Source organism: Bacteroides sp. Marseille-P3684 (assembly GCF_900291465.1).
GTDB lineage: Bacteria > Bacteroidota > Bacteroidia > Bacteroidales > Bacteroidaceae > Phocaeicola_A.
This window is the reverse complement of record NZ_LT985808.1, coordinates 3,255,542-3,275,064: the sequence shown is the minus strand read 5'-3', so window position 1 is coordinate 3,275,064 and position 19,523 is coordinate 3,255,542. Positions and strand designations below refer to the sequence as shown.

Sequence of the window (19,523 nt, the reverse complement as noted above, 5' to 3'; positions counted from 1 at the left end):
GAATTCTCTATGCGAAGAATAACGAACATACTGCTGACCACACTGGCTGCCGGTTCGCTGGTTGCCTGTAGCGATGAACGCATCGTGACGGACACCCCGGGAAATGACGGGGCTGCCGATGGGAGAGCTTACATGAACCTCAGCGTTTATGTGGGCGATCTGCCTTTTGGAGGTACCCGTGCCGGAGAGACGGAGGAGACCACCGAAGGACTCAATGACGACAACGTCAAGGAGCCGCGGGTGGAGTACATCAACCTCCTGATGCGTGCCACCGGAGACGATGCGCCCATCGATACCCGTGAGTTTAATTCGGCAAACGGTACGGCGGAAGAGAACCTGCTCATCTACGAGACTCCCTACTACAAGTCAAAGCATGCCTGGGAGGTCAAGCCGATGGAGTACGGCTTCATGGCGGTTGCCAACCATAAGGCAGACTTCAGCCGTTACCCCGACGACGCGACGAAGACACCGGACATCGAACCCGGCGATAGCAACAACTATGAGGCGGTCACGCTGGACCCGATTACCGGGAAATTTGTCCTGAAGTCAACCCATGAACCCGTGGATGACGGCTATCTGATGCAACCCATGCTCGTGCAGGGTGAATACAGCTACATGCAGCGCTTCGCCATGATTTCGAATGCCGTGCAGAAGACCATCATCCCCGGTGTGACGAAGGAACAGGCGGAAAGCCCCCTCTTCAATCCCCAGCTCAACAACAACGTGGACTTCGACCTGGAACGTGTCGTGGCGAAAGCTTCGGTTGTCGGACCCATTTCCATGGGACTGACGCTCAAGGGCAGCTACCTGGGTGAGTTCTACTTCGACTACTATACGGTCTCCCGCATGCCCGACCGTTTCTATGCACTCGGCGGTGCGAAGAAGAATCCGCCGCATGCCATTTTCCTCAACAACGGAGCGTATGCCACCGACCGGAACAATAAACAGAATGTGCCTAAGGGCATTGCCTCACAAATCGGCAACGGTGACTACCTCACGGGAGCGGCACGCCAATACGGGTTTATCGGCGATGACTACTTCTTTGACGGCTATCCTTTTGTTTATAAGGTGATGGGGGTACAGCGTCCTTCGACTCGTCTGGAGCATCTCTACGGCGTCTATCTGCCGGAGAACTTCCGGAGCGATGCTGCCCCCTTGTTGTGGTTCAACACGTCGCACTTCAAGGTCTATGGTATCTTTGACCCTCTGCCCGATAAGTTCGTGGATGCAAAGGTTTATGAGACCAATGCCGGCAAGCGTCCTGCCGACTGGGACCGCACCTTCTATTTCTGCAGGGAGCTGAACGGTTTCTGCTATTCGCTTGACAACCTGACTGCTGAACAGAAGGCGTACAACTGGTACAAGTATACCAACGGACGCGGTTTCTACCGTACTCCGGTCCATGTAGACCCCATCGACGCGGACTTCAATGAGTATGGCAGACCTGTGAAGAATGCCGACATCGAGCGCAACCATTTCTATATCGTGGAAATAGAGGGCATCTCCGATATGCCATCCAATTGGGATAATGTCGACCCCGGTACGGGTGGCGGAACGAACGCTTCCGGCATGGTGAAGCATGGCAACAGCGACCGTCCGTCGAACCTCTTCCGCGACGAAGCCAACAAGTATGTATCACAGGCGGATGATGGGGGAGTGCTGGATTACGCTCCTGACTTCTGTACGCCTAGAGACTATCTTGCCAACTGGCAGGACGTTCCCAATTTGAAGTTCGACACCAAGTGGGGCAACGACCTCTATCTGGCGAAGCCTTCCGACGGCTACACCGACAAGCCCTATGACAACATCGACGAGAACACGCCCATCAACAGCAAGCGCGTGACCCTGCGTGTCCGTGCCCGGGTGATGAGGTGGAATGTGCAGGGCTTCAACGGCACCATCGGACAGGGTGACTATACGACCACCTATTGATGTCCGAACGAGACAGGATGACTGACTACATGTGTAACGAACCAAACAGAAACAAGATATGAAACGAACAACCCTATGGACCTGCCTGGCGGCGTGCTTCCTCCTTCTCGGGCTGGGAGCGTGCAGCAAGGATGAGATAGGCGGCGGAGGCAACGAACCCGATGGCGAGACGTTCAAGCTCCGCATCCGCGCCTCGATTGTAGGCTTGGGACGGATGGCGGAAGGCAATACGCGCGTGGCGACGGTGACGCCTGCGCCTGAACCGGTAGACTCTGCACACTATTTTGATGTGGATGCCGACGCCGATGCCTACGACCAGTATGTGTCACAATACAACCTCGTGAACTACTACGAGGACTTCGTGGGAAACATCCATGTCTTCCTGCTCAACGATGCCGACAATATTCTGATGCACAAGCGTTTTGTATCGTCACTCCCCAAGGAGGGAGAGGATGTGATGATTCCTGTCTCCAAGTCAGGAAGCAGCGGCGAGGTGCTCTACTATGAGCTGCATTACGACATGCCTGACAAAATTGCTCCCGAGGTGATTAACAACCTCGTGAAGCGCATCGTGCTCGTAGCCAACGAACCTTTCAGTGCTGACGGCAGCACAAGCCTTTTCGGTGAGGAGGTGAAAGGTCTCTTCTCCGATTATGCCAAAAGAACCATCGACAACCCCATCCGCACCGAGGCTGACCTGCGCAAAGCCGTGCAGGCGGACAAACGTCCTTACGGACTGACCATGATCGGTTCGGTGGACTTTACGGGCAACTTGCAGAGCTGGAACGAGAACCCTGTGCAGGTGAAGCTCTATCGCAACATGGCAAAGGTGGTGGTGGACATCGTGCATGAGAACAGTGACACAAACAAGGCGGAAGAGCTGCAATACATCCTTGGAACCGAGCTGGTGAATGCTCCGGCAAAGATTCAGGTTGCCTCGCCGCTCTTTGCAGACGCTGCTACCCGACCTGAACCTTTCTGGACGGGATTGCCTGCCACACCGACGGAGACTTACACCAACGAGGTGCAGGTGACTACGCTGAAGGGCACGACGACCGTCTACGACTTCAGCCTCCAGACACAGTCCTCCATCCGGCGTACCTACTACATCCCGCCTGCCTCTTTCAGGACCGTAGACAAGCTCCCCTCGCTCAAAATCTACACGAGCTACAACGAAAGCCTGATGTACAGGGAGGGGCATTCGGCTGCCGAGTATTCGGACAAGACCTACGTGATTCCCTTGCCGGGCGGCAGTGCCGATACGGATAAGTTCAGCTTCTATGCCAACCGGCTCAACTACTACCGCATGACGTACAAAGGCGACAGGCCCGACTACTACCGCATCCTCTTTGCCCCCTTGGGCGGAGACTATCACCTGCGCGAAGTGGTGGTGCGCGACGAGCCGTTCTTTAACTTGGACATCTAATCAGTTAGCTTATGAAGAAGCCCCATTTACTCTATAGCTTGGGCGTGGCGTTGCTTGCCCTGCCTGCCTGTACGGATAAGGAGATTGCTCCGGAAGATGCGACACAGCGTCCTGCTGACGGTTTCCTCTTCCGTCCCGAGACCCGTGCCGACGGGATACCCATCATCGACGGCAACCGTCAGTGGATTGAGAAGGTGTCCATGACCAAAGGCCTGGATGATTCAGAACGTAAGGAATTCCCGGATCCCAACGAGCAGGGCGACCTGAGTACGTACGACGACGAAACGCACCAGTTCATTGCGCGACGGGATAAGACGAAGGAGCCGTTTGCCTCGTGGCTCAATCAGTCAACTACTTTCTACTACCTGGGTTACCCGAATATCGACCGGTTGACAAATCCGATTAAGGGGGATGAATCCTTCCTGGCGAATGCCCGCGGCTGGGACTACGAGGAACGGTACAGCTGGAATGGAATCAAATACTATGATTTCAAACCGGCCAGGGTTCATCATCCCTTGACCTCGAGTGATTATGATTGGCTTCCGACCTATACCATAGATGATGTCAACCATGTTGCCTTGTCGACCAACGGTATCTTCTCCTATGCGGCGGACATTCTCAATGTGGCAGGGACACACTTCACCAATTTTAATGATGGCTGGAGGGTGAACGGTACGCTTTCGTTCATCTCTTGGTATGATCAGTGGAATCAGACGGTGGGCTATCAGAACAGACAATACAAACCTGATTTCTCCGGCTGGTACGTCCGTAGCAACATGGTGTACCAGTATAACATGGACCTGATGAAGCAGATTACCCACAACCGGGTGATTTTCTCAGGAAACAAGCAGTACAAGCCCGAAGCACCGAGCGAGAATGTGGCAGGAAAGGACGGCTATCTCTACAAGACGTTTGACATGAAGGCGCGCATGGCTCGACTCATTATCCGTGTGAAGTCTTCGTATGACAAGAACAAGCCATGGAATGCCACTTCGGACCAATACTGGCTGGGAGACTTGCTCGTGATGCAAATCCCCCAATTCTTCCGTATGGATGACCAGAAGTTCTTTCCGTTGCTGGATATCAAGGAATATGGAGATACCGGAAAGGATTTGAAGAAGAGAGACAAACCCTATGATGGAGAGGGCAACCACTTCTCGCTGGATAATGCCATTAGATGGCCCATGCAAATGGGAACGCAGGGAGCTTTCATCGATTTGATGAATAGAGACCAAAGCACGAATCACGCTTATGAAGTCTCGATGAAGTTCCATCCAATCCGGAACGCGGACGTAACGGTCTATGCGGATAGACGCAGTGCCTCCATGGGGCGCGACCGTACAGCAAAGGGAAATGCGGCAGAATATAACACGCCCAATTATAAGACCGTGTGCGATGTGTATATTCCGCCGTTCGACCCACGGAAAGCACCCATTCAGGGCTTCGTACGCTACATGGAGAAGGATGGTACGCCTATTGACTATGCAAATAAGATAAACAATCAGACCGGTCAGAAGTTTACGAGTGACGAGGCAACGATTCTTCGGGCAAACGCCGATCAGTGTCAGTTCTTGTCTGTGAATTATTTCCCTCACATCCGTCTGAACATCCGCAGACCCAAAAAGACTTCTAATGGCGGAGAAGACTGGGTGGAAATCACTGATATCCCCATTGGAAAATTGAACTATGACTTGATTCCGGCTTTAAAGAATGCGACTGCTGTCACTTCAGATGTCAGCAACGAAATCCTGAAGTATTTCCCCTCCATCGTCGAGCCGGGACATACCTACCAGCTGGACATCTCCGTGGGCTTCGGGGCTGATGTGGAAATACGGACCTATGACAGCGGCAAGCTCATCCGTCACGACCGCATCGTGAAGTACGGCGAGGTGGCAAAGCCCATCCGGGACCAGTACGACTTCGACCAGTCTGCTCCCAACCTCGTATATTGATTAGTTGACAAGTAACAAGTAAAATAAGAAAAACAACGATATGAAGAAACGAACCTTACTGACCCTGTGGTCTGCATTCACACTCCTGTTCGCCGTGAGCAGTTGTGTGGACGACGATTTGGTGACAGGCGGTGGAGACAGCTCGTCGGACTTGCTGGACATCGCCCTCAGTATGGATGCCTATCCGAAGAAGAATATCGGCACACGTGCCTCGCTCAGCGAGGTGGAGGAGAACGTCCCCCAGAATGTGTTCGTCATGCTCTTTGACCACCAGGGAAAGATACTTCCTCTGAGACTCAATAAGGAGAACGGCGAGCATGTGTACCTCGGCGAGTCGTCCATGACTGCCAATACCTACAACGGGGAGGTGCGCGGCGCCCTCCGTGGTAGCTATAAGGTGTCACTGGGGGTGGTGCGTTCGGCTGTGAAGGAACGTTATCCGGACCTGGACAACCAGACGGCTGTCAGCTATCCCTTGCAGGCAGTCTCCATCGGCAACATGCTGCTCAACTCGCCCGAATACTGGTTCAGCAACCAGAAAGGAGAGGAGGACCAGCTGTTCCGCCTCAATGCCTGGGTGAAGAGGAAGATACAGAGTGGCGCACTCCTGACTCTCGATGACCTAAAAAAGGAGGTGGCATACCTCGCCACCATCTTCCGTGAGGACGACCCCGAGGCGAACAACCGGTCGAGCGACCGCTCCTACATCGATGACGTTACCATCCGGGCTACGCGTAAAGCGACAATCGTGACCACTGAATTTTCCCTGCCGGACATCGACTCCTATGAGGGTATCACCGACCGTTCGCAGGGCTTGCTGATGAGTGGTGTCAGCGCGACTCCCGTCACGGTCAACCTCAACGGCGTGCGCGGTGTGACGATTCCCGTCGACCTGCAACGCCTGGATGCCAAGGTGGAGGTGCACTTCCGCAGTGTGAACCCCAACCTGCGCGTCTTCCCCAAGAGCTGGCGCGTGCACAACATCCCCACCGCCTCCCTGCTGCTGGCTGACGCGAACCATAGCTATCCCAACAAGCTGACGGACAAGGAAGACACTTATCCCCAGAGACGATACAATCCCGACAACATGCGCTGGCGTCTGTTCGACTTCGTGAAGATGATCGAAAACGGTGTGGTGAAGGAAGGCTATGTCCTCGACGCCTACACCGGAGGAACGGACAACATGTCCGGCTTTGTCTTCTACATGCCCGAAGTCAAGCTGGACCCGCAGAAGCAAATCAATGCCAGCGAATGGGATGCGAAATACAAGTCTGTCCTGAAGGCAGGAAATATCCAATCCATCAACGACTTCACGCCTGAAGACCGCCTGCGCTACCTCTACGGCATGCGTGCCCGCCTTGCCAAGCAGCAGCAGACCCCCGAGTCGGAGACCTATAAGGACTACGTCACGGTGAACCCGACGAACGGACAGTACTACCACGGCGGACAGGCTCTGACGAACGTGGACAAGGGCGGCAACTTCCTGCCCTTCGAATACGCGCCGAAGGATGCCGTGTGGATTGAAATCATGGCGGATGTCTACGAGGATGTGAAGGACAACACCGGCAGCCTCAACCGTAAGCGCGTCGGCCAGAATGTGGTTTACCGCCTCATCCTGGGTGGAGGTGCCGAGAGTGAGAGCGACATCAACGACTACAACGTCAACCGCAACACGTGGTACACCTACGACATGCAGATTCTCTCCCTCGAAGACATCAAGGCGGAAGTGCGCATCAACAACATCTCGCCCGAAAACAAGGATTTCGAGGACAACTCGCATACCGACGGATTTGTGACGGAGGCATCTACTGCCATTCTCGACTGCCACTACGACGCACAGGCTGTGCTCATCAACTACTATGACCTCCTGCACCGCATGAACACCGGTTGGGAGAATCAGGCGCTGACTGATGCGGAGTTGGAGAAGCACTACGAGGTGATTACGCCTTTTGACCCCGCACCCATCTCGACCACGGGCGATTACAAGCGCAACAAGACGGATATCGACTGGGTGTCGTTCTTCGTCCATCCCTATACCACGACTTACAGCAGCAACGGAAGGAAGAACCTGAAAAAGGAGCCGCGGATCCCCCGTTTCACCATGAACAAGTCGTTGGCATATACGATGTTCCCCGACAATGACCCGCGCTACGCGAAGTTGTGGATTGACAATCCGAAGAAGCTCGTGAAGACCATCCGTACCTGGATGGCGGAGATTTACAAGCAGGGAGGTGCCTACACTTCCCCATCCACGGGCAAGCAGGATGAGCGGATGCGCAAGGCACTCGCCGACCACAACTTTGACCCGGAGACCGGCGACATGGTCATCTCGGTCCATACCCGGGAGTTTTACTACGACAAGATGCCTTCCTGGCTGAGCGGTGCCATTCAGGACTTGAACCGTGCTCCCAGAAGCATCAGCTCCTCCAACTGGGACAACAATGGCTGGCGTCTCTTCGTCAACCGTCCCGACCGCAAGATGAAGGTATTCTTCTCCGACAAGACGCCGGAGTACTCGCACGACGGGCACAGCTCGTGGGACGATGCGGAAATCAATGTGCAGCAGCACTCCATCATGGCGCCCTACAACCTCCGTTCCCTCCCCATGGACTACGTGGGCTTCGGTATGGAGATGGTGGAAGAGGAGGACTGGATGGAAATCCCCAACCAGCCGCACGGACTTTCCCGCGTGCACAATCTGCGTGAAGACCACATGATTGTCGCCAATTTCAATGACTATGTGCCGACTCAGGGCGAGAAGAACATCTACGACGGACGTCTGCTCTACCTGACGCTGGTGAACGACACTTGGTTGCAGGGCTCTCACAAGTGGAAGGACATGCTCAACTATACCTTCGGTGAAGCAAACGATATAGAGGTTGTCTACGTGCCCGATGAGAGTCCGCTGAACAAGCCGGGATTCGTCTACAAGTGGCAGGTGATTTATCCTCGTATGATTAATAACGGTCATAAGGAACTGTCCAGCTGGGCAGCCCTCTCCGTGCTGAGCCGCAACGAGCCGGCAAACCCGCGCGGCCTTTCCTATGCGATGATTTACGAGAAGGACGTGAAGTGGTTCCTTCCCTCCCTGCCGCAGCTGGAGTACTTCTGGATGAACCAGAACATGATGTCGCCGGCTTACCGCCTGCGCAACGATATTCCCTACATCACCTCTTCCCGCATGGTGGACAGCTACGACGGCTACTTAACCGAGCCGCTGATGTTCATGGCAAAATACGGAGCCACGATGCGTCAGCGCATGGTGGAGGCGACTGCGGGTGTTCTCCGTCCCTGGGCGTGGGACCAGGGGGAGAAGATGACGCGCTATCACTACGGCTACCAGGGATGGTATGGCAAACACCCCGAGTGGAACCAGTATGCCGACCGGAACCAACCTCTGCGTGTGCGTGCCATCCGTACGCTGGGCATCTATGACCCGAACAAGATTTACCGTCCTGCACAGCGCTACCTGACGGAGAGCAACGACTGGACCAACGACACGTCGATTCCTTCCGGTGGTCTGAACCAGGCAGGAGTGCCCACCTCGGGTGTCATCATCGACTGCTCGCGCTTCCCGGAGGAGACGTTGCGTCCGAACTACATTGCCAACGGTCCGCTGCCCAAGCACACGATGAATTCCGTCTGGGCACGTCCGTACAAGTACTTCCGTGTGGCACGTCTCTCGGTCATCGCCACCATGCGTAAGCTCGGCTGGGACCATAATTCCTACATGATACGTTTCACCACGGAATGGGGCTATCCAAAGGATTATACAAAGACGCAGAATCTGTACGTTTGGGATGCCGATGCCCATCGTCCCGTCTACATGCTCGACGACAGCAAGGACGAGAATCCCTGCGCTACCTACGTGGAGGTCACGGAAGACGGCAACCACCTCATCCGCGGCTGGCGCATGCCGAACGCCTACGAGCTGATGCTCATGATGCGTCTGGTTCCGCCCCAGCACAAGCTGGACCTCCGCCGGGAGAACTGGAACCCGATGTGGACCATCGGTTCCAACGGAACAGGAACCGGTTCGCCCCGTAACTGGGGTACGCACAGCAATGACCCCGGTCATCAGGCAGAGACCATCGAGACACTGAAAGGTTCGGAATACAATGTGGCGTACCTCATGTCCAAGACCGACACCGAAGAAGGTTACCGTTTCTACGGCGCTCCCTTCTGGGCACAGCAATACGGTTTCCGTGCCCGTCCGATGGACCTCTCGAAATGGAGTGAAACAGAGCTGTTGAACAAGACCGGTGGCAAGATATGGCTCACCGAGTTCGACGTCCGCTGTGTGAAAGACGTCAGCGATGTCGAATTGCGGAAATACATCACCAACCAGGGCGGTGCATCGTCACACGACGATTTCATCAAGCCGTACTAAGCAATGGACAATTGATAATGGACAATTGACAATTTCCGTTCGGCATTGTACATCTGATAATAAGGGAATCAACTTCTATCCGACCGTGACACACGGTCTCATGAAATGCCGCTGTTTGGACGCATCTTGCCTCCGGACAGCGGCGTTTGTTTTCATCCTGCATTTGGGGTGATATTGGACCATCGATGGATTGGACCGGGCGACCCGACCGGTAGCCCCTACATTTGGGGACCTCATAGTGTCCATTTATCCGCAAGATTTGGTGGATATTGACAAAACGGCTAAAAAAATTTGGTGGATATTGACAAATCCCGGAAATAAATTTGGTGGAGGGCGTTGCAAGACGTATATTCGCAATCAAATTTACAGACGATGGAAGACGCTATGATTTATTTCAAACGCAAGATTTACAATACCATGCTCAAGTGGAAGTCTGAGCGAAACGGTGACACTGCCTTGCTGATACAAGGAGCCAGACGTATCGGGAAGTCCACCATTGCGGAGGAATTCGCACGTCGTGAGTATAAGTCGTATATACTGATTGACTTTTCAAGCGTATCAAAAGAGGTCAGTGACTTGTTCAATGATATTTCAGACTTGAACTACCTGTTTATCCGATTGCAGTTCATCTATCAGGTACAATTGTATGAAAGGGAGTCGGTGATTATTTTCGATGAAGTACAGCTTCAGCCCCTTGCAAGACAGGCAATCAAACACCTGGTGAAGGACCATCGTTATGACTATATCGAGACAGGTTCCTTGATTTCCGTCCGTTCAAAGAGCCGCGACATCCTTATCCCGAGCGAAGAGACAAAGGTAGACATGTATCCGATGGATTATGAGGAATTCAGATGGGCACTGGGCGATACGGCTACCATCCCGTTGCTGCGTACTACCTTTGAAAGGAAAATGCCTTTAGGCGATGCCGTCCACCGGAAACTGATGAGGGACTTCCGTCTGTATATGCTGGTCGGAGGAATGCCGCAGGCTGTTTCGGCCTATATCCGAACGAACAATTTTACAGCGGTCGATCTGGTGAAACGGGACATCATAGCTCTTTATGAAGAGGACTTCGGGAAGATTGACGATTCAGGAAGGGCCAAGGCATTGTACGACGCCATTCCCGCCCAGCTCAGCAGAAACGCAATGCGTTATCAGGTCAGCAAGGCTATTGGAGAGGTGAGGGCGGAAAGGATTGCGAACATCGTGAAAGAGATGGAGGATTCCATGACGGTCAATGTCGTGTACCATTCCGATGACCCGAACGCGGGGTTGGCTTTGACAAAGAATGATGAGTACTTCAAGATGTATGCGTCTGATACCGGATTGTTTGTCACGCTTGCCTTCAAGGATAGAGATATTACCGAGAATGTCATATACGATAAGCTGTTGAACGATAAGCTGCGTACCAACTTGGGCTATGTGTATGAAAATGTCATTGCCCAAATGTTGAGGGCAACCGGCAAGAACCTGTTCTATCATACCATTCCCTATGCCGAAGGAAAGAAGTATTACGAGATTGATTTTGTCATCCCGGACAGACATAAGATTTCTCCCATAGAGGTGAAGTCCTCGGGATACAAGACCCATAAATCATTGGACGAGTTCTGTTCCAAATTCTCAGACCGGATCATGAACAAGTACCTGATTTACACCAAGGATTACAGGCGGGAGAATGGAGTGGATTACATTCCGGTGTATATGACGATGTTCTTATAATTCATCCATCCATTCAATTGACAATGGACAATTCTCGTTCGGTGTGCACATCAGGCGGCGATGTAGGGGCGATCGGTCTGGTCGCCCAGTCCACCATACGTCCAATATTACATCCTCATACACGTTCAATATTACATCCTTATACATTGCTGCCTTTCATTCTGCATTTGGGCGATATTGGAACATTGATGAATTGGACCATCGATGGATTGGACCGGGCGACCCGACCGGTCGCCCCTACATGGGATCTCATGCTGCATGGAAGCATTGTCCATTGAAATAAATACGTTACATTTGCAGTTGCGAAACGGCTGTTTCGGAAATGGCTGTTTCGGAAGTCGAAAGAAAAATCCCTATCTTTCCACCCTCTCCAATGCCCGATCCTCCTGTATCGGACGCCTTTCCCTGCCCATTTCATATGTTCCCCTTGCTTATCTCCCCACTGCCTTTTCGGGAAAAGATCCCCGTGAGAAGCTCATCTCGTCACAGTGAGAAGCTCATCCCGCCACAATGAGAAGCTCATCCCGTCAAAATGAGAAGCTCATCCCGTCACCGAGCTGATGCGCATCAGCCGAATTGTCCATTGTCAATTGTCCATTGTCAATTGCATTGTAATACGGATGTAAAATGTTTTGCATCTCATTGTAACATCCCCTCCCTACATTTGCAGCGTCAAAACAACAATAGGACAACATGATGAAGAAATACCGGATGATTGCTGCTTTGGCTTGTTGCGCACCTCTTCTTGCCGGAGCACAAACCAACGACAACGAACCGAAGGCTGAAGGGAAAGCCATCATCGCTATCTTCAGCGATGTACATACGGGCTTCGGAAGCAACAACAACGACCGCGGATTTACACTCGACCGCAGCTACCTGGGCTATCAGTACACGTTGAAAAACGGCTTGCAGTTCAAGGCCGTCATGGATGTGGGACAGTCTGACGATGTGCATGACTACGAACGCATTGCCTACATCAAGAACGCACTCGTCACGTGGAAGTACAAGAACCTGACGCTGAGCGGCGGACTCATCTCGACCACCCAGTTCAAGACACAGGAATCCTTTTGGGGCAAACGCTATGTCATGAAGTCGTTCCAGGACGAATATAAGTTCGGCAGCAGCGCCGACATGGGTGTTTCCCTGGCTTATGACTTTACGCCGTGGTTCTCGGCGGACGTCATCCTCGTCAACGGAGAAGGATATAAAAAGGTACAGGTGAACGACGGATTGCAATACGGTGCCGGACTCACCTTCACTCCGCTCCGTGGACTGACCCTCCGGGCTTATGCCTCCTATAACGAGGCGTCCGATAAAACACTGGAGGGCATCACCAACTGGAACCTCTTTGCCGGATATGCCACCGGGGCGTTCAGCCTCGCAGCCGAATACAACAGCCAGACCAATGCACGGAATATCAAGGACCATGACCAGAGCGGCTGTTCGGTCTACTCCACCGTCGGCGTCAGCAAACACGTTAATCTCTTCGGTCGGTGGGACTACCTCACCTCAAAAGACCACTGGAACGAGGCTGCCGACGGCATGGCAGGCGTCGTGGGCGCGGAGTTCAAGCTCGGCAAGTATATCAAGCTGACGCCTAACATGCGCGTCTGGTCTCCCAAGGCGGACGATGCCAAGAAGAGCTATTACGCCTATCTGAACTGTTCATTTACGATTTGAAAACCAAATACTAGCAGTTATGAAGAAAATGTATGCTTTAGTTGCAGGCTTGCTGGCACTGACCATCAGCTCCTGCGGCGGACAGAAGTCAAACTCGGTAGACGGTCGCGAAGCTGTGGAGCTGACCGGTGCAGGGGCAACCTTCCCCTTGCCGTTCTATACGATGACCTTCAACACCTATAATGAGAAGGGTGGGGACAACGTGTCTTACGGAGGTATCGGAAGCGGTGGCGGTGTGCGCAACCTGAAGGACGGCATCGTGGACTTCTGTGGAAGCGATGCTTACCTGAGCGATGAAGAAATGAAAGAGATGAAGCCCGTGGTGCACGTGCCGACCTGCATGGGAGCCGTCGTGCTGGCTTATAACCTGCCGGGCGTGGAGAAACTCAACCTCGCGGGAGACGTGATTGCCGACATCTTTGCCGGGAAAATCACACGCTGGGATGATGCCCGCCTGAAGGAACTCAACCCCGACGCCAAGCTTCCGGCTGCCGACATCATGCCGGTCTACCGTTCGGATGGCAGTGGTACGACCTTTGTCTTCACCGACTACCTGAGCAAGGTGAGCGAGAACTGGAAGAATACGCTCGGAGCTGCCAAGTCGGTCAACTTCCCCGTCGGACAGGCTGCCAAGGGAAATCCGGGAGTGGCAGGCATCGTGGGCAACACCCCGAACACCATCGGCTACATCGGTTCTGAATATGCCTTCGCACAGAAGCTGGCTTACGCCAATGTGAAAAACAAGCAGGGCGAGATGATTACTCCGTCCACGGAAAGCATCTCGGCTGCCGCAGGAGACATCCCGCAGGACACGCGCTGTTCCATCACGGACGCCGATGCTCCGGGAGCTTACCCCATCAGCTGCTTCACCTGGCTCATCATCTACCAGGAGCAGAACTACTCCGGACGCAGCAAGGCACAGGCACAGGCTACGGTTGACCTCCTGGAGTATGTCCTCAGCGACAGTGTCCAGCAGACGACTACGACCGTACACTATGCACCGCTGCCCCGACAGGCTGTCGACCTGAGCCTCCAGAACCTGAAGACCGTCACTTACGACGGACAGCCCCTTGTGAAATAAGGACTGGCTCAACGTTCACAAGCGAAACCAAACCAACGCAGACACAACTATGCAAGACAAGATATTCAGGTTTATCCTCATTTTGTCGGCAGTGGTCATCCCGATCATTGGTGGGGGAATCATCTATTCCCTCACCAATGATGCCGCGAGCGCGTTCCGCCAGTTCGGCTTCTGGGAGTTCATCTGCTCCGACGACTGGAACTACACGCCCGGCAACGAGAGCTACGGTGCACTGCCCTTCATCACGGGTACGCTGCTGACCACGTTGCTGGCACTCATCTTCTGCATCCCCTTCTCGCTGCCCGTCGCCCTCTTCGTGGGCGAATACTTCCGCGGGAAGAAGATTGCCACCATCCTGAGCACGGTGACCGACCTGCTTGCCGGTATTCCCTCCATCATCTACGGACTCTGGGGTTTCTACACCCTGCGCCCCCTCTTCATGGAGCTGAACATCTCGCCGCAAGGCTCCGGCATCCTGACCGCCTCCTTCGTCCTTGCCATCATGATTGTACCCTACGCCGCCTCGCTGAGTGCCGAGTTCATCAAGATGGTGCCCTCTGACCTGAAGGAAGGAGCCTACGCCATGGGTGCGACCCGTGCCGAGGTCATCCGCCGCGTGGTGTTCCCCACTGCCGGTTCGGGAGTCTTTTCCGCCTACATCCTTGCCATCGGACGTGCCCTGGGCGAGACCATGACCGTGACGATGCTCATCGGCAACACGAACCAGATTCCCACCAGCCTTACCACCACCGGAAACACCATGGCGAGTATCATCGCCAACCAGTTTGGTGAAGCCGACGGGCTGAAGCTCTCTGCCCTGATTGCCATCGGACTGATTCTGTTCCTCATCACTGCCATCATCAACCTCATTGGCAAGATTCTCATCCGGCGTGCCCAACATGTCTAACCGTATGCTCTAATCACAGATAGTTATGTTACAAGATAAAAACCTACAAGTACGCATCTTCAAGAACCGCCTGCTCTACTTCGTGGTCTGCTTCTTTGCCGCCCTGACAGCCATCCCGTTGCTGGCGATTCTGGGCGAAGTGCTGGTGCGGGGCTGGAAGCAGCTCTCCTGGACCTTCCTGACCGAAGCCACGCCCAACGCCTACGAGGCGATGATGGCGATGTCGGCAGGCGAGGCGTTGCCGGGCGGTATTGCCAACGGCATTGTCGGCACGTTCCTCATGCTCGTCGTGGCTGCGGTCATCGCCATCCCGGTGGGCATCTTCTGCGGAATCTGCCTCTCGGAATACAAGGGAAACTGGTTTGCTACGACGGTGAGCTACATCACCGACCTGTTGCAGGGCACACCCTCCATCATCATCGGTATCATCGTCTACATCTGGGTGGTCGTGCCGATGAAGGGGTATTCGGGCTTTGCCGGCAGTGTGGCGCTGTTCATCATGATGCTGCCGCTCATCATCCGTTCCACCGAAGAGACCATGAACATCCTGCCCGAGACCCTGAAAGAGGCAGGTCTTGCCTTGGGCGGAAGCTACTGGCGCGTGATGCTGCAGGTGATGCTCCCCTCGGCGTTCGGCAGTATCTTCACCGGAATCCTGCTCGCCATCTCGCGCGTCATCGGCGAGACTGCCCCGTTGATGTTCACCGCCCTGGGTGGAGCAGCCATCAGCTGGAACATCAGCCGACCCATGTCAGCCGTTCCCCTCATGATATGGGAGTTCTTCAACGACCCCAACCTGCAGAGCCTCATCTGGGGAGCTTCCCTCTTCCTCCTCACCTTCGTATTATGCCTCAACTTGTTAGCTAAAAGAATTCAAAAGAAATGGAAAGTATAAAAGACCCTATCCTTCAGATAAAAGACGTATCCATCGCTTACGGCTCGAACAAACTTGCCGTGAAGCACGTGACAGCCGACGTGGCAAAGAACACCATCACGGCCATCATGGGACCTTCGGGGTGTGGCAAGAGCACCCTGCTCCGTGCCGTGAACCGCATGCACGAGCTGTACAAGGCCATCCATGTGACCGGTGAAATCCTGCTCAACGGCGAGAATATCCTGTTGATGCACCCCACGGAGGAACGTCGGCGGGTGGGCATGGTGTTCCAGCGTCCGAATCCTTTCCCCACGATGAACATCTACGACAATGTGCTGGCGGGCTACATCCTCAACGGCATCAAGTTGTCGAAGGGGGAGAAGGATGAGATTGTGGAGCGCAACCTGCGCAACGTCATGCTGTGGGACGAAGTGAAAGATTCGCTTACCAAGCGGGGAACCTTCCTCTCGGGCGGACAGCAGCAGCGCCTGTGCATTGCCCGTTCGCTGGCACTCCAACCGGACATCCTGCTGATGGACGAACCGACGTCGGCGCTCGACCCCATCGCAACCAAGTACATCGAGGACCTGCTCGTGCAGCTGAAGAACGAGGTGACCATCATGATTGTGACCCACAACATGTCGCAGGCCAAACGTATCTCTGACTATTCCATGTTCATGTATCTGGGCGAACTCATCGAGTATGACGACTCCAGTGTGATGTTCTCCAACCCGAAGGACGAGCGTACCCGTTCCTACCTGACGGGAAAGATGGGATAACCGGTTTCAATTGACAATTGACAATTGACAATTGACAATGGACAATTGCCGTTCGGCGTTGGACGTCCGGCGTTGGACGGTTGGCAATCCATGTATGTATACAGAAAGGACAGGATGGAATGGCTCATGCCAGACCGTCCTGTCCTTTTGAGTGATGTCCGATGACACCGGTGGGTGTCTGTCAGTCTTCTTCTTCCACTTCTTCCTCCTTTTCGAGCATCATGGGTTCATGACAGCAATAAGGCGGGTTCTGTTCGGTTCCGTCAGTCTCTACCACTCTGCCACACAAGGGGCATACATACGTTCTCACAATTTTCTTCATAGGATTTCTGTTTAATTGGTTGCCGCAAAGATAAAAAGAATTTCGTATTTACAATCATTTCAATTGATAATCGTTTTCAGTTGTCCATTATCCATTGTCAATTGTCAATTGAAATGTTCTTCGTACTTTTGCACGCACAAACCTAAAAACGCATAAACTTAATGATATCAGTAGAAGGACTTGCCGTAGAGTTCGGCGGAACGACCCTGTTCAGTGACATCAGTTTCCAGATTAACGAGAAAGACCGCATCGCCCTCATGGGGAAGAATGGTGCCGGAAAGAGTACCCTGCTGAAGATTCTGGCAGGCGTACGTCAGCCTACACGCGGACACGTCGGTGTGCCCAAGGACTGCACGGTGGCCTATCTTCCGCAACACCTCATGACCGAGGATGGGAGGACGGTGTTCGAAGAGGCTTCGCAGGCGTTTGCCCACCTGCACGAGATGGAGGCGGAAATCAACCGGCTGAATGAGGAACTCACCACCCGCACCGACTATGAGAGCGACGACTACATGGCACTGATTGAGCGAGTGGCATCGATGAGCGAGAAGTTCTATGCCATCGACCTCACGCACTTCGAGGAGGATGTGGAGAAGACGTTGCTCGGACTGGGGTTCGAGCGCACCGACTTCGCACGCCCCACGAGTGACTTCAGCGGGGGATGGCGCATGCGCATCGAGCTGGCGAAGCTCCTGTTGCAGAACCCGGACGTGCTCTTGCTCGACGAGCCGACGAACCACCTCGACATCGAGTCCATCCAGTGGCTGGAGGACTTCCTGATCAACAGCGGGAAGGCGGTCATTGTCATCAGTCACGACCGTAAGTTCGTGGACAACATCACCACGCGCACCATCGAGGTGACCATGGGACGTATCTATGACTACAAGGTGAACTACTCCCACTACCTGGAGCTGCGCAAGGAACGCCGCGAACAGCAGATGAAGCAGTACGAGGAGCAGCAGAAGATGATTCAGGAGACGAAGGACTTCATCGAGCGTTTCAAGGGGACGTACAGCAAGACGCTCCAGGTGCAGAGCCGCGTGAAGATGCTGGAGAAGCTGGAGCTGGTGGAGGTGGACGAGGAAGACACGTCCGCCTTGCGGCTCAAGTTCCCGCCCTCGCCACGCAGCGGCAGCTACCCGGTCATCATGGAAGGGGTGGGCAAGGCGTACGGCGACCACGTCGTCTTCCGGAATGCCACACTGACGGTGGAACGGGGAGACAAGGTGGCGTTCGTGGGACGTAACGGCGAAGGCAAGTCCACGCTGGTCAAGTGCATCATGGGCGAACTGGAGCATGAAGGGACGCTGACGCTGGGACACAACGTGCAGATTGGCTACTTCGCGCAGAACCAGGCATCCTTGCTCGACGAGAACCTGACGGTGTTCCAGACCATCGACGACGTGGCGAAAGGGGAGATACGCAATAAGATACGCGACCTGCTCGGTGCGTTCATGTTCGGTGGCGAAGAGAGCACGAAGAAGGTGAAGGTCCTCTCCGGCGGCGAGCGTACCCGCCTTGCCATGATCAAGCTCCTGCTGGAGCCGGTGAACCTGCTCATCCTGGACGAGCCGACGAATCACCTCGACATGAAGACCAAGGACATTCTCAAGCAGGCGTTGATGGACTTTGACGGGACGCTCATCGTCGTCTCGCACGACCGCGATTTCCTCGACGGACTGGTGACGAAGGTCTACGAGTTCGGGCATCAGCGTGTGCGCGAGCACCTCTGCGGCATCTATGAATTTCTCGAAACCAAGAAAATGGAAAACCTGCAAGAACTGGAAAAGAAAGCATGAAAACCTATCCTTACTTGTTTCTCGACCTCGACGGAACTATTTCCGACTCCGCGCCCGGCATTGTCCGTTCGGCGCAATACGCCCTGGAGGCGTTCGGTATCCCGGTCAGCAATCCGGACGATTTGCTCTGCTTCGTCGGTCCTCCGCTGGAAGACTCCTTTCAGGACTTCTACCACTTCACGCCGCAACAGGCGGATGAGGCGGTGAAGAAGTACCGCGAACGCTATGAGGTGACGGGGGTGTATGAGAATGCCCTCTATCCCGGCATCACGGACTTTCTTGACGCGGCACGTCGGGCAGGGAAGACTCTGATGGTGGCGACCTCGAAGCCGCAACGCATGGCAGACCTAGTGCTGCGTCATTTCGGCATTGCCGACCGTTTCGCCTTTGTCGGCGGACGGGACGATGCCACGCGCCGCACCAAGGAAGAGGTCATCCGCTATGTCATGCAGTGCAACGGCCTGACCGACCTTTCGCAAATCGTCATGATTGGCGACCGCAAGCACGACATCCTCGGTGCCCGTGCCGTAGGTCTCGACTCCGTAGGTGTGCTCTACGGTTATGGCAGTCGCCAGGAGTTCGAGGCGGCAGGTGCGACTTACATCGTCAACGACTTGGACGAGCTGCAACGGCTGTTGCTGTGACGGGAAGCAAATCCGACA

13 protein-coding genes are annotated in these 19,523 nt (G+C 54.3%); 12 read left to right on the top strand and 1 reads right to left on the bottom strand.

Features of this window, described 5'->3' with window-relative positions:
- Positions 1-9: 9 nt before the first annotated feature.
- The 10 genes from C8275_RS12940 to C8275_RS12895 all read left to right on the top strand — a co-directional run bounded on the left by C8275_RS12940 (position 10) and on the right by C8275_RS12895 (position 16,740).
- Positions 10-1,932: a hypothetical protein gene (locus C8275_RS12940; RefSeq protein WP_106625462.1), complete on the top strand. Its 1,923-nt coding sequence runs from the start codon at positions 10-12 to the stop codon at positions 1,930-1,932.
- Between the two features lie 58 nt (positions 1,933-1,990).
- A complete protein-coding gene (locus C8275_RS12935; protein ID WP_106625461.1) occupies positions 1,991-3,358 on the top strand; it encodes a hypothetical protein in 1,368 nt (455 codons plus the stop codon).
- A gap of 11 nt (positions 3,359-3,369) precedes the next feature.
- Complete coding sequence (locus tag C8275_RS12930) at positions 3,370-5,310, top strand: hypothetical protein (RefSeq protein WP_157948271.1); 1,941 nt, start codon at positions 3,370-3,372, stop codon at positions 5,308-5,310.
- 40 nt (positions 5,311-5,350) lie between these two features.
- A complete protein-coding gene (locus C8275_RS12925) occupies positions 5,351-9,700 on the top strand; it encodes a DUF4906 domain-containing protein (RefSeq protein WP_106625459.1) in 4,350 nt (1,449 codons plus the stop codon).
- A 372-nt stretch (positions 9,701-10,072) separates the two neighbouring features.
- Positions 10,073-11,419 (top strand): ATP-binding protein, encoded by a 1,347-nt coding sequence (locus tag C8275_RS12920; RefSeq protein WP_199881930.1) that lies wholly within the window; start codon positions 10,073-10,075, stop codon positions 11,417-11,419.
- A 693-nt stretch (positions 11,420-12,112) separates the two neighbouring features.
- The gene (locus C8275_RS12915; RefSeq protein ID WP_106625458.1) at positions 12,113-13,099 is read left to right on the top strand and encodes a hypothetical protein; all 987 of its coding nucleotides are present in this window, start codon (positions 12,113-12,115) and stop codon (positions 13,097-13,099) included.
- A 19-nt stretch (positions 13,100-13,118) separates the two neighbouring features.
- Entirely contained in the window at positions 13,119-14,180 is a 1,062-nt protein-coding gene (gene pstS / locus C8275_RS12910) for a phosphate ABC transporter substrate-binding protein PstS (protein WP_022384431.1), read from the top strand.
- Between the two features lie 49 nt (positions 14,181-14,229).
- Entirely contained in the window at positions 14,230-15,087 is an 858-nt protein-coding gene (gene pstC, locus C8275_RS12905) for a phosphate ABC transporter permease subunit PstC (RefSeq protein WP_022384430.1), read from the top strand.
- Positions 15,088-15,112: 25 nt separating this feature from the next.
- A complete protein-coding gene (pstA, locus tag C8275_RS12900) occupies positions 15,113-15,982 on the top strand; it encodes a phosphate ABC transporter permease PstA (protein WP_022384429.1) in 870 nt (289 codons plus the stop codon).
- On the top strand, positions 15,970-16,740 hold the full coding sequence (locus C8275_RS12895; RefSeq protein WP_022384428.1) for a phosphate ABC transporter ATP-binding protein: 771 nt from the start codon (positions 15,970-15,972) through the stop codon (positions 16,738-16,740). Before pstA ends, C8275_RS12895 begins: the two co-directional genes overlap by 13 nt.
- Before the next feature lie 181 nt (positions 16,741-16,921).
- Here the strand turns inward: C8275_RS12895 and C8275_RS12890 are convergent, their stop codons facing one another.
- Positions 16,922-17,062, bottom strand: coding sequence for a hypothetical protein (locus tag C8275_RS12890; RefSeq protein WP_022384427.1), 141 nt, complete (start codon positions 17,060-17,062; stop codon positions 16,922-16,924).
- A 161-nt stretch (positions 17,063-17,223) separates the two neighbouring features.
- Here C8275_RS12890 and C8275_RS12885 point away from each other — a divergent pair, with 161 nt between their 5' ends.
- Both C8275_RS12885 and C8275_RS12880 read left to right on the top strand, forming a co-directional pair.
- Positions 17,224-18,861 (top strand): ABC-F family ATP-binding cassette domain-containing protein, encoded by a 1,638-nt coding sequence (locus C8275_RS12885; protein WP_022384426.1) that lies wholly within the window; start codon positions 17,224-17,226, stop codon positions 18,859-18,861.
- Positions 18,858-19,505, top strand: a complete 648-nt coding sequence (locus tag C8275_RS12880; RefSeq protein WP_106625457.1) for an HAD-IA family hydrolase — start codon at positions 18,858-18,860, stop codon at positions 19,503-19,505. The genes C8275_RS12885 and C8275_RS12880 overlap by 4 nt, the downstream gene beginning before the upstream one ends.
- The last annotated feature ends 18 nt before the right edge of the window (positions 19,506-19,523 follow it).